At 55.5% G+C, this 12,652-nt stretch carries 11 protein-coding genes; 9 read left to right on the top strand and 2 right to left on the bottom strand.

Annotation, left to right across the window (positions count from 1 at the left end; all coding sequences use genetic code 11):
- Positions 1 to 51: 51 nt before the first annotated feature.
- Together D467_RS0102235 and D467_RS0102230 are read right to left on the bottom strand one after the other, a co-directional pair.
- Positions 52 to 744 carry an ATP-binding cassette domain-containing protein gene (locus tag D467_RS0102235; protein ID WP_026285574.1) on the bottom strand — a complete coding sequence of 231 codons (693 nt, stop codon included), beginning with the start codon at positions 742 to 744 and terminating at the stop codon, positions 52 to 54.
- Between the two features lie 68 nt (positions 745 to 812).
- Complete coding sequence (locus tag D467_RS0102230; protein WP_018915879.1) at positions 813 to 1,574, bottom strand: ABC transporter ATP-binding protein; 762 nt, start codon at positions 1,572 to 1,574, stop codon at positions 813 to 815.
- Positions 1,575 to 2,052: 478 nt separating this feature from the next.
- On the opposite strand from D467_RS0102230, the gene D467_RS0102225 reads away from it, so the two are divergent.
- From D467_RS0102225 to D467_RS0102185, 9 genes are all read left to right on the top strand, one after another.
- Entirely contained in the window at positions 2,053 to 2,460 is a 408-nt protein-coding gene (locus D467_RS0102225; RefSeq protein ID WP_018915878.1) for a MerR family transcriptional regulator, read from the top strand.
- An 89-nt stretch (positions 2,461 to 2,549) separates the two neighbouring features.
- Complete coding sequence (locus D467_RS0102220) at positions 2,550 to 3,719, top strand: isovaleryl-CoA dehydrogenase (protein WP_018915877.1); 1,170 nt, start codon at positions 2,550 to 2,552, stop codon at positions 3,717 to 3,719.
- A 9-nt stretch (positions 3,720 to 3,728) separates the two neighbouring features.
- Entirely contained in the window at positions 3,729 to 5,336 is a 1,608-nt protein-coding gene (locus tag D467_RS0102215; RefSeq protein ID WP_018915876.1) for a carboxyl transferase domain-containing protein, read from the top strand.
- A 10-nt stretch (positions 5,337 to 5,346) separates the two neighbouring features.
- Positions 5,347 to 6,171, top strand: coding sequence for an enoyl-CoA hydratase/isomerase family protein (locus D467_RS0102210; RefSeq protein WP_018915875.1), 825 nt, complete (start codon positions 5,347 to 5,349; stop codon positions 6,169 to 6,171).
- Positions 6,168 to 8,258 (top strand): acetyl/propionyl/methylcrotonyl-CoA carboxylase subunit alpha, encoded by a 2,091-nt coding sequence (locus D467_RS0102205; RefSeq protein WP_018915874.1) that lies wholly within the window; start codon positions 6,168 to 6,170, stop codon positions 8,256 to 8,258. Before D467_RS0102210 ends, D467_RS0102205 begins: the two co-directional genes overlap by 4 nt.
- A gap of 11 nt (positions 8,259 to 8,269) precedes the next feature.
- Positions 8,270 to 9,193 (top strand): hydroxymethylglutaryl-CoA lyase, encoded by a 924-nt coding sequence (locus D467_RS0102200; RefSeq protein ID WP_018915873.1) that lies wholly within the window; start codon positions 8,270 to 8,272, stop codon positions 9,191 to 9,193.
- A 51-nt stretch (positions 9,194 to 9,244) separates the two neighbouring features.
- Complete coding sequence (locus tag D467_RS0102195; RefSeq protein ID WP_018915872.1) at positions 9,245 to 10,966, top strand: AMP-binding protein; 1,722 nt, start codon at positions 9,245 to 9,247, stop codon at positions 10,964 to 10,966.
- The gene (locus tag D467_RS0102190) at positions 10,963 to 11,805 is read left to right on the top strand and encodes a class I SAM-dependent methyltransferase (protein WP_018915871.1); all 843 of its coding nucleotides are present in this window, start codon (positions 10,963 to 10,965) and stop codon (positions 11,803 to 11,805) included. The genes D467_RS0102195 and D467_RS0102190 overlap by 4 nt, the downstream gene beginning before the upstream one ends.
- A gap of 21 nt (positions 11,806 to 11,826) precedes the next feature.
- Positions 11,827 to 12,399 (top strand): hypothetical protein, encoded by a 573-nt coding sequence (locus D467_RS0102185; RefSeq protein ID WP_018915870.1) that lies wholly within the window; start codon positions 11,827 to 11,829, stop codon positions 12,397 to 12,399.
- Positions 12,400 to 12,652: the final 253 nt, after the last annotated feature.

Genomic DNA, 12,652 nt, shown 5'->3' with positions numbered 1-12,652 from the left:
GTTCGTCTCCTGGCCCTTGAGCCTTTGTTGTTGTGTAGCGACGTAACCTGGTTATACCCCTAACATCGTATTGAGATGCTCGCGCCGCGCAGGTAGCTGTGCCGCGCTGATCTCTTCTACTATCTGGCCGTGATCCATCACAAAGTGGCGGTCGGCAAGCGGTGCGGCAAAGCGGAAATTCTGCTCGACCAGCACAATGGTCATTCCCTGCGCCTTGAGCAGCACCAACACCTCGCCAAGTTTTTGCACGATGACCGGCGCCAGCCCTTCGGTAATTTCATCCAGCAGCAAAAGACGTGCGCCGGTACGTAAAATGCGTGCCATGGCCAGCATCTGCTGCTCGCCCCCGGAAAGCCGCGTTCCCTGGCTTTTGCGCCGTTCATATAAATTGGGGAACATGGCGTAAATATCGTCCAGGCTCATACCGCCCGAACTGACCGTGGGCGGTAACAGCAGGTTTTCATGGACATCCAGGCTTGAGAAAATCCCCCGCTCCTCAGGGCAATAGCCAATACCCAGGCGAGGAATATGGTGGGGCTTCATCGCCAGCGTTTCCTGGCCGTTGATCACGATAGAACCCGTTCGCCGTCCTACCATGTTCATGATGGCCTTGAGCGTGGTGCTACGCCCGGCGCCGTTGCGGCCTAACAGGGTGACAAGCTCACCCTGCTTTACGTCAAAATTCACCCCGTGAAGAATGTGCGATTCGCCATAAAAGGCGTGCAGATCTTTTATCCTGAGCATTTCGCGCGGCTTAGCGTGAGTGCTGGGCGCCGCGGCTTGCGTATCAACGGCTGCTGCATCGGCAATACTCATGCGCTGGCCCTCTCTTGTTCAGCGGCGTCGCTGCCCATATACGCTTCACGCACCAGCGGATTACGCGACACGCTTTCATAGTCCCCTTCAGCCAGAACAGCGCCCCGGGCAAGCACCGTGATTTGATCACATAGGCGGCTTACTACGCTCAGGTTGTGTTCGACCATCAGGACCGTCCGCCCTTTGGAAACGCGTTTGATGAGCGCCACGATACGGTCAACGTCTTCAGCGCCCATGCCCTGGGTTGGCTCATCCAGCAGCATCATCACCGGGTCTAGTGCCAGCGTCGTCGCGACTTCCAGCGCCCGTTTGCGCCCGTAAGGCATCTCCACCGTTAACGTGTCGGCATACTCACGCAGGCCCACTTCTTCAAGCAGTGCCAAGGCACGCTCGTTAAGGTGATCCAAGGATTTTTCCGATTTCCAGAAATGAAAGGATGTGCCGAGCTGGCGCTGAAGGGCAACGCGCACGTTCTCAAGCGCCGTCATATGGGCAAACACCGCGGAAATCTGAAATGAACGCACTAAACCAAGCCGGGCAATCTGGTTGGATTTAAGCGCGGTAATCGGTTTACCGCGATACAGAATTTCGCCTCGCGTGGGCGGAAGAAACTTAGTGAGTAAGTTAAATACGGTGGTTTTACCGGCACCGTTAGGCCCGATCAAGGCATGAATATGGCCTTCCTGAACGCTGAGATTAACGTTATCCACCGCCGTAAAGCCACGGAACGCTTTTGTCAGCCCTCGCGTTTCGAGCACTGGCGCTTGGGAAGAGCTTGTCGTCGAAGTACTTGTTGTCAATGCACTTTGTGTAGAAGCACCGGTCGTGGAAGTACTGTTCTCGGAAGTACTGTTTGCGGAAGTACTGTCTGCACTCATAAAGCAATAAGCCTCTTGTTGTTCTTATGCTGAGCGATTCTCGTGCTGACGTTTCACCAGCTCCTTACCGCTTTAATGAGGTAGGTTCGTTATTATTGTTAGCTGGCAATGCATCTTTACCTATACGTAAGGTTTAAGTGCAAACTAGCAATCTCTAGCAGGCAATTACAATTACAACTTTGGTCTACAAAAAATAACATTAAATGCTAATAAAACAATAAAATTCTATTTTACATAGAGTTATAACAACTCATTAAACCATTGGCCTAGGCAATGACTTCTTTACGTTAACGTAAACTTGTTTTAGCCTCATCAGCAGTGTTCCATAGGAACAGCCCCTTTTGAAGAGAATTAACCCATGAGCAAAACCTACTCGATCAGCGAAATGGCCAGCGAGTTTGACGTTACCACCCGTAGCATTCGGTTTTACGAAGATCAGGAACTGCTTCACCCGGCACGGCGGGGCCAAACACGCATTTACAGCAGCAAGGATCGAGTACGGCTTAAATTGACCCTACGGGGCAAACGGCTGGGGCTTTCACTAGCGGAGATCCGAGAATTATTTGAACTTTGGGATGAGACCCGCAGCGGTAGTGAAAAACAGCTGCAGCTTATGCTGAACAAGATCGGCGAGCGCCGGGCAGCGCTTGAACAGCAGATGAAAGACATCACCATGGTACAGCTGGAGCTTGAAAGTGCTGAGATTCGCTGCCGTCAGGCGCTTGAGGAGCTACACGAAAAACAATCCGATGAAGAACGCATTTAGGCTTCATCGTCTACTTAAGATTTAGCGGCGCCTCATTCCCTACCCAACAATCTTTCAATAAACAATTTCTAATAAACAGGTGATTGACCATGCATTCTCTCTACTCAGAACTGAATTTCGGTCTTGATGACGAAATGAACATGCTGCGCGAGCAGGTCAATGCCTTCGCCGCCAGCGAAATTGCCCCGCGCGCCGCGGAAATCGACCGCAATAATGAATTCCCCAACGACTTATGGAAGAAGTTTGGCGACATGGGCCTTTTGGGCATCACCGTGTCTGAAGAAGATGGCGGCAGTGGCATGGGTTATCTTGCCCACTGTATCGCCATGGAAGAGATCTCCCGGGCGAGCGCGTCGGTTGCGCTGTCTTACGGTGCGCACTCCAATCTGTGTGTGAACCAGATCAAGCGCAACGCCTCCGCCGAACAGAAGGCCAAATATCTGCCTAAATTGATCAGTGGCGAGCACGTCGGCGCGCTTGCCATGTCCGAACCTGGCGCTGGCTCCGATGTAGTCTCTATGCAGCTGCGGGCTAAAAAAGTCGGCGATAAATACATTCTAAACGGAAACAAAATGTGGATCACCAACGGCCCCGATGCCGATGTGCTGGTGGTCTACGCCAAGACTGACCCAGAGGCTGGCTCCAAAGGTATTACCACTTTCTTGATCGAAAAAGGCATGCCGGGGTTCTCCACGGCGCAAAAGCTCGACAAGCTGGGCATGCGCGGCTCCAACACCTGCGAGTTGGTGTTTCAGGATTGCAAGGTCCCCGTTGAAAACGTGCTGGGCGAAGAAGGCAAAGGTGTGCGCGTATTGATGAGCGGGCTGGACTACGAACGCACCGTGCTGGCCGCAGGGCCGGTCGGCATCATGCAGGCCGCCATGGATGTCGTTATGCCGTATATCCATGAGCGCAAACAGTTTAATCAGTCGATTGGCGAGTTCCAGCTGGTGCAGGGCAAAGTGGCGGATATGTACACCACGCTGAATGCCTGCCGCGCTTATCTTTATGCCGTCGCGGCCGCGTGTGATCGCGACCAGACCTCGCGCAAGGATGCCGCCGGCGTCATCCTCTACTGTGCCGAGAAAGCCACCCAGGTAGCGCTGGATTCCATTCAGCTGTTGGGCGGTAACGGCTATATCAACGAATACCCCACCGGGCGCCTGCTGCGCGACGCGAAGCTTTATGAAATCGGCGCGGGCACCAGTGAAATTCGGCGGATGTTGATTGGCCGTGAACTCTTCACCGAAAGCAAGTAGAGGCGCGCCATGAGCATTCTCAGCACTCAGATTAATCCGCGCAGCGAGCTCTTTCAGACCAATGAGCAGTCGATGCGTGGCGTGGTTACCCAGCTACATGAACTCACCGCGGCCGTTGCTCAGGGTGGCGGCGCCAAATCGCGTGAGCGCCATGAGAGCCGAGGTAAACTGTTTGTGCGTGACCGCATTGATCACCTGATCGACGAAGGCTCGCCTTTTCTAGAATTTTCAGCACTTGCCGCCCACAAGGTGTATGAAAGCGACGTACCGGCCGCCGGTGTGGTGACCGGCATTGGGCGCGTATCAGGCGTTGAATGCGTGATTGTAGCCAACGATGCTACGGTCAAAGGCGGCACCTACTTTCCGCTGACGGTCAAAAAACATATTCGCGCCCAGGAAATCGCCCGCAAGCATCGCCTGCCGTGTATTTATCTGGTCGATTCTGGCGGTGCCTTTCTACCCCGTCAGGATGAAGTCTTCCCTGACCGCGACCACTTCGGGCGCATTTTCTATAATCAGGCCACCCTGTCGGCCGAAGGCATTCCGCAAATTGCCGTGGTGATGGGTTCCTGCACGGCAGGCGGCGCGTATGTGCCCGCCATGGCCGATGAATCGATCATCGTTAAAGAGCAAGGCACCATCTTTCTGGGCGGCCCGCCGCTCGTCAAAGCAGCCACCGGTGAAAGCATCAGTGCTGAGGCATTAGGCGGCGCTGATGTGCATGCCAAAGTCAGCGGTGTGGCCGACCATTATGCCGAAAACGATATGCATGCTCTGCAGCTTGCCCGCGCCTGTGTCTCGCGCCTGAACTGGCAAAAGCGCGGCAAGCTTGCCATGCGGGCACCCGAGCCGCCCAAGCTCGACCCGTTGGAGCTTTACGGCATTGTGGGCACCGACCTTAAAAAGCCCTTTGATGTTCGCGAAGTTATCGGGCGCATCGTCGATAGCTCTGATTTTGATGAATTCAAACGCTACTACGGCGACACCTTAGTCACCGGATTTGCGCATATTCATGGCCACCCGGTGGGTATTGTGGCCAATAACGGCGTGCTGTTTTCAGAGAGCGCCGTCAAAGGCGCCCACTTTATTGAGCTGTGCGCCCAGCGCAAGATTCCGCTGGTTTTCCTGCAGAACATTACCGGCTTCATGGTGGGCTCCAAGTACGAGCATGAAGGTATCGCCAAGCATGGCGCCAAGCTGGTCACAGCCGTAGCGTGTGCCAAGGTACCCAAGTTCACCGTGCTGATTGGCGGAAGCTTCGGGGCGGGCAACTACGGCATGTGCGGCCGCGCTTATGATCCTAATATGCTATTCATGTGGCCCAACGCGCGTATTTCCGTCATGGGTGGCGAGCAGGCCGCCGGCGTACTGGCTCAGGTTAAGCGCGAGCAGTATGAGCGCGAAGGTAGCGAGTGGACCAAAGAGGAAGAAGAGGCTTTCAAGCAGCCCACCCGCGAACAGTACGAGCACCAGGGCCACCCTTACTACGCCAGCGCCCGGCTCTGGGATGACGGCGTGATCGACCCGCTACAGACCCGCGATGTACTGGGTTTAGCGCTGGCCGCGGCCATGAATGCCGAGATTGAAGAGACACGCTTCGGCGTGTTCCGGATGTAAGGGGCCTATCATGACAAATTCAACGTTAACCATGGATGCAGGTGTTGCCCGCTTAACCCTTAATCGTCCGGACGTTCATAACGCCTTTGATGACCAGTTGATTGCCGAGCTGAACGAACACCTCGACAAGCTTCAGCCGCAGATTAAAAGCGGTGAGGTACGCGTGGTGGTACTGGGCTCTGAAGGCAATAGCTTCTCAGCGGGCGCGGATTTGAACTGGATGAAGCGCATGGTCGATTACGATTTTGAAGACAATCTGGCCGATTCGCGCAAGCTCGCCACGCTGATGCACAGCCTGGATACGCTGCCCTGCCCCACGTTGTGCCGGGTTCAGGGTGCAGCCTTTGGCGGCGCCGTAGGCTTGGCCGCCTGCTGCGATATCGTTATTGCCTCCGATAAAGCCAGGTTCTGCCTTTCAGAAGTCAAGATTGGCCTCTCGCCTGCGGTCATTAGCCCCTATGTACACCGAGCACTCGGGGCGCGCCAGATGCGCCGTTACGCGTTGAGCGCTGAAGTCATCGACGCGCCCACCGCGCTCAGCCTGGGCCTGGCCCATCAGGTCGTTGAACACGGCGCACTGGATAGCGCGGTAGAGGCCATGCTGGAAACCCTGCTCGCTGGCTCACCGCAGGCGCAGCAGGCTACCAAAGCGCTGCTCCAAACGGTCAGCCAGTCGCCTGATTCCGACGCCACACGCGAACAAACCTGTCAGGTGATCGCCAAGCTGCGGGTTAGCCAGGAAGGCCAGGAAGGTCTGGCTGGATTTTTTGAAAAGCGTCGCCCCGCCTGGGCTGAAACGCCTTTATCCGGCAATGCCAAGGAGCGCCGCTCATGAGCCACCTAACGTCGTCTGAATCTAACCTGCGTACCACGCCTTTTGATACGTTGCTGATCGCCAACCGGGGTGAAATTGCCTGCCGGGTAATGCGCACGGCACGCCTTATGGGCCTTAAAACCGTTGCTGTGTATTCCGATGCCGACGCCAACGCCCGCCACGTACGTGAAGCCGACGAGGCCATTCGTATTGGTCCCGCCACTGCGCGCGAAAGCTATTTGAATATCGAAGCGGTGATTGACGCCGCCAAGCGCACTGGCAGTGGCGCCATTCATCCTGGCTACGGCTTTCTTTCAGAAAACGGCGCCTTTGTAAAAGCGCTCGAAGAAGCGGGTATTACTTTTATCGGGCCGCCCGCGTCAGCCATTGCCGCCATGGGGGATAAATCGGCCGCCAAAGCGCGCATGGCCAACGCGGATGTGCCGCTGGTGCCGGGCTACCACGGCGATAACCAGGATGATGACCTGCTCCGGGCCGAGGCCGATAAAATCGGTTACCCGGTCATGCTCAAAGCCAGCGCCGGTGGTGGCGGTAAAGGCATGCGCGTGGTCGAAAAAAGCGAGGCCTTTCAGGCGGCGCTGGAAGGCTGTCGCCGCGAGTCTAAAGCCGCCTTCGGCGATGATCGTATGTTGATTGAAAAATACCTGGTGCAGCCACGTCACGTGGAAGTACAGGTATTTTGTGATCGCCAGGGCCACGGCGTGTACCTGTTCGAGCGCGACTGCAGCATTCAACGCCGCCACCAAAAAGTCCTCGAAGAAGCCCCCGCCCCGGGCATGACGCCGGAACTACGCGCGGCGATGGGTAATGCAGCCGTACGTGCCGCTCAGGAAATTGGCTACGTGGGCGCGGGCACAGTTGAGTTTCTATTGGATGCTTCGCCAGGCCAAGGCGAGGCGTTCTACTTTATGGAGATGAACACCCGTCTGCAGGTCGAGCACCCGGTGACTGAAATGATCACCGGCCAGGATCTGGTCGAATGGCAGCTGCGGGTGGCAATGGGTGAATCGCTGCCTTGCACACAGGAAGCATTGACGATCACCGGGCATAGCTTTGAAGCACGCCTTTATGCTGAAGACCCTGATCAGGACTTTTTACCCGCCACGGGCCAGTTGACTCGCTTTGCGCTCGATTTAGCGGGCACCGACTTAAAGGCCGAGCAGGTGCGCCTGGATAGCGGTGTGGAAAGCGGTGATACGGTTTCCATGCACTACGACCCCATGCTTGCCAAGCTAATTGTGCATGGCATTGACCGTGACGCAGCCCTGGCCACGCTTAACCGCGCGCTAGCGGCCCTCGATATACAGGGCGTGGTCACCAACCGGGCTTTCTTGCAGCGCCTGGCGACTCACCCCGCCTTTAAAAACCTGGAGCTGGATACACGGTTTATCGAGCGCCACGAGGCCACCCTGTTTGCTGCGCACCACTATCAGCCTGAAGACTATGCCAGCGCCGCGTTACTAGCGTTACACCAGTTGACCCAGGAGTGCGAAAGCAACTCGCCCTGGGATCGCCACGATGGCTTTCGGCTTAACGCGCCACGCACGGTGCGCATTGCCTTGCATGATCCCAAGCACTCCCAAGCGCCGGAGGATGCAAGCCCCCTAGTGGTTGTGGAAGGCAAACGACACCCGGGTGACCCAGAGTGGCACCTAACCATTAATGGTCACGCCGTTAATGGGCAAACCTTTAGCGCCAGCCTTCAACCGCTTATCGGCAATGCCGTGGCAATTACCCTTAACGGGCATCGCCGCCGCCTGCAGGCCCAGCACGATGGCAATGTGTTAATCATGGTCGACCCACAGGGCGAAACCCGCCTTTACTGGCAGCGCATCGATGCGATTGATCACGGCCAGCACGAAGTGCAGGCGAGCTTTACCGCTCCCATGCATGGCACGGTGGTGGCGCTGCTGGTTGAAGCCGGGGCGAGCGTTGAAAAAGGCATTCCCCTGATGGTCATGGAAGCCATGAAGATGGAACACACCATGACCGCGCCGACTAACGGCCGCGTGGAAGGTTTCCGCTTTCAGGCAGGCGATACCGTTAGCCAGGGTGATGTATTACTCGACTTCGCCCCAGGCGAATAAGGAGCTTGACCATGGTACTGCGCCAATCCAGCCTTCCCCAGCGCGTACGCCTGTTCGAAATGGCCCCCCGAGACGGCCTGCAAAACGAGCCGGGGGCCATGGTGCCTACCGCGACCAAAATCGAGCTGATTCATCGGCTCGCTAATGCCGGCATCCGCCATATTGAAGCGGCAAGCTTTGTATCACCCAAGTGGGTACCGCAAATGGGCGATGCGACCGACGTAATGCAGGGCATTACGCGTGTCCCCAATGTGGTCTACTCGGCCCTTACCCCTAATCTCAAGGGGCTTGAAAATGCGCTGGCCGCAGGTGTTGATGAAGTAGCGGTATTTGGTGCGGCCTCTGAAGCGTTTTCGCAAAAGAACATCAACTGCTCGATTGCTGAATCCCTTGAGCGCTTCGAGCCTGTGCTCAAGCGCGCCCATGAAGCGGATGTGCGTGTACGTGGCTACGTTTCCTGCGTACTGGGCTGCCCTTATGAAGGCGATATTTCCCCCGAGAAAGTCGCTCAGGTGGCCAAGGCACTTTATGACATGGGCTGCTATGAGATTTCCCTCGGCGACACCATTGGAGTGGGTACGCCGCTGGCGGCCAAGCGAATGATTGAGGCCGTTTCCGGGCAGGTGCCGATCGATCGGCTGGCGGCGCATTTTCATGATACCTATGGTATGGCCATCGCCAATCTTTATGCGGTCATGCAAGAAGGTGTCAGCGTGATTGATGCAGCGACCGGCGGCTTGGGCGGCTGCCCTTATGCCAAAGGTGCCTCCGGTAACGTCGCAACCGAAGACGTGCTTTACCTGCTGGAAGGCTTAGGCATTGAAACGGGAATTGATCTGCAGGCAGTGCTGGATACCGGTAATTGGATTACCCAGGCGCTGGGCCGCAAGCCGACTTCAAAAGTTGCCCTGGCCAGAGGCGCACGCTCAAGCTAACCCTCATCACGCGGCCTTTTCGATCAGACAATAAAAATACGGAGAGACATCATGGCGCTACATGACCCCAGCCTATCTAAAGCCCTGCCCAGCTATGCCAGCAGCACCGCTGACAAACCGCTGCTTGGCATGACTATCGGCGATAAATTCGATCAAATTGCCGCGCAGTATCCCGATAACGATGCCCTGATTGTGCTGCACCAGAATATTCACTGGCGCTACCGCGAGCTTCATGAAGAGGTAAACCGCTGCGCCCGCGCGTTACTGGCCATTGGCGTGAAGTGTGGTGATCGGGTCGGTATGTGGGCGCCTAACTGCAGCGAGTGGACATTAACCCAATTCGCTACCGCCAAAATTGGTGCCATTTTAGTCAACATCAACCCGGCTTACCGTACTCATGAACTTGAGTATGCGCTTAACCAATCCGGCGCGCGTTTTTTGGTCTGCGCCGACAGTTTCAAAAGCTCCGATTACCGCGGCATGCTCTATGAGCTGGCGCCGGAGCTTCAAACCAGTGCAGAAGGCGCGCTTAAATCGCTAAAGCTACCCCAGCTTGAGTGCGTGATTAACTTAAGCAGCGAGAAACATCCCGGCATGTGGCGCTGGTCAGATTTAATGCAGGAGTCGAGCAAGGTTAGCCAAACCGACGTCAACGACCTGCAAAGCACCCTTCAGTTTGACGACCCGATCAATATTCAATACACCTCGGGCACCACCGGCTTTCCGAAAGGCGCCACGCTTTCTCATCACAATATTCTCAATAACGGCTTTTTTGTGGCTGAAAGCATGGGCTTTACCAGTGAAGATCGTCTGGTCATTCCTGTGCCGCTTTATCACTGCTTTGGCATGGTCATGGGTAATCTGGGCTGTATGACCCATGGTGCGGCGATGATTTACCCCGATGAAGGCTTTGATCCCGGTAAAGTACTCAAAGCCGTACACGAGCAAAAAGCCACTGCGCTTTATGGCGTACCTACCATGTTTATCGCCGAGCTGGATCACCCCGAGTTTGCCAACACCGACCTCTCTTCACTGCGTACCGGCATCATGGCAGGCTCGATTTGCCCAGCCGAGATCATGAAACAAGTCATCAACAAGATGAACATGAAGGGCGTCCAGATCGCCTACGGGATGACTGAAACCAGCCCGGTTTCTACCCAAACGGGCGCAAATGACAGTATTGAAAAGCGGGTTTCCACCGTGGGCCGTACCCAGCCGCACCTGGAGAGCAAAATCGTCGACCCCGGCAATGGCGCCATCTTACCCCGCGGTGAAATCGGCGAGCTGTGTACCCGGGGCTATAGCGTCATGCTCCAATACTGGAACAACGAGCAGGCCACGCGTGAGGCCATCGACGAATCCGGCTGGATGCATACCGGCGACTTGGCCACCATGGATGAAGAGGGTTATATCCAGATCGTCGGACGTATTAAAGACATGGTGATTCGCGGGGGTGAAAACGTTTACCCCAAAGAAATCGAAGAGTTTCTGTACACCCACCCGGCGATTTCCGATGTGCAGGTCACCGGCGTGCCCGACAAGAAATACGGTGAGGAGCTGGTTGCCTGGGTAAAGCTCAACGCCACGGCGGGTGAGATTAGCGGTGAAGATCTGCGTGAGTTCTGTAAAGGCAAGATCACCCACTTCAAGATCCCCCGCTACTTTAAATTCGTCGATGAATTCCCCATGACGGTGACCGGCAAAATCCAGAAATTCAAGATGCGTGAAATTTCCACTCAAGAGCTGGGGTTGAATCCAGAATCACCGTCATGACAGACGCACCGCGTTTGGCTGAGCATTACCAGCAGGGGCTACGCGATGCCGATGTGCTGGCGCAAATTCGCAGCCATTATCCGGCGGGCCCTACCCTGCACCAGTTGGCCCCGCTTGATCAATTGCATATCGGCGGCGTAACGGCCACTACGCGGTTGCTCGCGCTGCTTGACCCAGCCCTTCATCCACGCGTTCTGGATATTGGTGCAGGCTTGGGCGGGTTAATGCGCCAAGGCGCAGCGCAGGGTTTTCAGGTGACCGGCCTGGACATTACCCACCGTTTTAATGCACTCAATAAAGCGCTAAGTGCGTTGAGCGAACCCCACTCAACGCCGCTTTTCTGGATAACGGGAGATGCGACTGCCCTACCGTTTGCAGATAACACCTTTGACGCGCTTTTATTTCAGCACAGCCTGCTCAACATGCCTGACGCCGCCCGGGTGTTTGCCGAAAGTCACCGGGTCTTGCGCCCTGGCGGGCAGCTGGTAATGCATGAAGTAGTGAGCGGGCCTAACATAGACGCCCTGCGCTACCCTGTGCCCTGGGCGACAGAACCCACGCACTCGCACCTGCTTAGCCAAACGGCACTTACCCAGCAACTTAAGCAAAGCGGCTTTACGCTTGAGCACTGTGTTGACTGGAGCGATATCGCCCTGGAGTGGCGTGAGCGCCAGGGCAATAAAGAGCAAACCGCCCAGATGCCGATCCTTTCGCCGCAGTGGGTATTTGGTGAGCGCTTTCAGGAAATGGGCAAAAACCTGCTTTTTAACCTCAAGCAGCAGGCAATTAACTTGGTAGAAATTAAAGCCAGTTGCTATGCTGGTGGGGATAATAATTAAAGCCAAGGATGAGGAACGCCAATGAAACGCTTGGCTGGCGCTATCCTGTACAGTGTTATCGGTTTAAATCTGACTGTTGTCGCCGCTATCGCCAATGATGAGGCGCCAACCATTGCCTATGCCATGCCGGAGAGCGAGCTTATGCGACTCGATAACGGCGTGGTCCTGGAAGGCAGCGATTTAAGCAGCTTGGACACCTACACATCCGGTTTTCGCTTAACGGCCGGGTTTAGCCCTTGGCAACTCCCCCAATTAGATATTGGCGCTGAAATTGCCTACCGCGAAAGCGAAGAAGTGCCGATTGCCTCCAGCATGTCACCCATGATCATGGATACGCTAAGCTTAGGCGGTGCCATTGTGGCAGGCATCCGTATGGGGGCTTTCAGTATGTATGCTAAGTCTGGCCTGACCGAATGGCGCGGCGATACCGACCAGCCTCAAGGTGCAGAGGAAGGCGGCACCGCCTGGCTGCAAGGCTTTGGCGCCACCGTCACCATTAACCGGCTGATCACCCGTTTGGAATATGAACGCGTTGATGCACCGACGCTAAGCCACCTCAATCAACTCAGCGCATCGCTGCATTTGCCTTTTTAGGTTCTTATTACTATTAGCATTCTTTTCATAAGCTATTACTTATCTTTCTGCGTGTAAGACATTTCCCTTTCTGCAGTTATTGCCTCGATACGTAAGCACATCTATGTCAAAGGTATGTCAAAGGCTTTGCGCTGCTTGACCATAATCGTTACTCATTTCTTACATGCGAAAACGCTAATTTTTTAGTCTTTCACCGTCTTTGTAAGCCGATGCCAATAATTTTGTAAGCAATGTCTTACAACGCTGTAAGAGA

Origin of the sequence: Vreelandella zhanjiangensis DSM 21076, assembly GCF_000377665.1 — a bacterium.
Classification (GTDB): Bacteria; Pseudomonadota; Gammaproteobacteria; order Pseudomonadales; family Halomonadaceae; genus Vreelandella; species Vreelandella zhanjiangensis.
This window is presented reverse-complemented; position numbering and strand designations above follow the sequence as displayed.

Coding starts and splice junctions, on each gene's coding strand:
- D467_RS0102235 (WP_026285574.1), bottom strand. CDS start 744: ATGCTCAGGATAAAAGATCTGCACGCCTTTTATGGCGAATCGCACATT.
- D467_RS0102215 (WP_018915876.1), top strand. CDS start 3,729: ATGAGCATTCTCAGCACTCAGATTAATCCGCGCAGCGAGCTCTTTCAG.
- D467_RS0102200 (WP_018915873.1), top strand. CDS start 8,270: ATGGTACTGCGCCAATCCAGCCTTCCCCAGCGCGTACGCCTGTTCGAA.
- D467_RS0102185 (WP_018915870.1), top strand. CDS start 11,827: ATGAAACGCTTGGCTGGCGCTATCCTGTACAGTGTTATCGGTTTAAAT.
- D467_RS0102205 (WP_018915874.1), top strand. CDS start 6,168: ATGAGCCACCTAACGTCGTCTGAATCTAACCTGCGTACCACGCCTTTT.
- D467_RS0102220 (WP_018915877.1), top strand. CDS start 2,550: ATGCATTCTCTCTACTCAGAACTGAATTTCGGTCTTGATGACGAAATG.
- D467_RS0102210 (WP_018915875.1), top strand. CDS start 5,347: ATGACAAATTCAACGTTAACCATGGATGCAGGTGTTGCCCGCTTAACC.
- D467_RS0102190 (WP_018915871.1), top strand. CDS start 10,963: ATGACAGACGCACCGCGTTTGGCTGAGCATTACCAGCAGGGGCTACGC.
- D467_RS0102195 (WP_018915872.1), top strand. CDS start 9,245: ATGGCGCTACATGACCCCAGCCTATCTAAAGCCCTGCCCAGCTATGCC.
- D467_RS0102225 (WP_018915878.1), top strand. CDS start 2,053: ATGAGCAAAACCTACTCGATCAGCGAAATGGCCAGCGAGTTTGACGTT.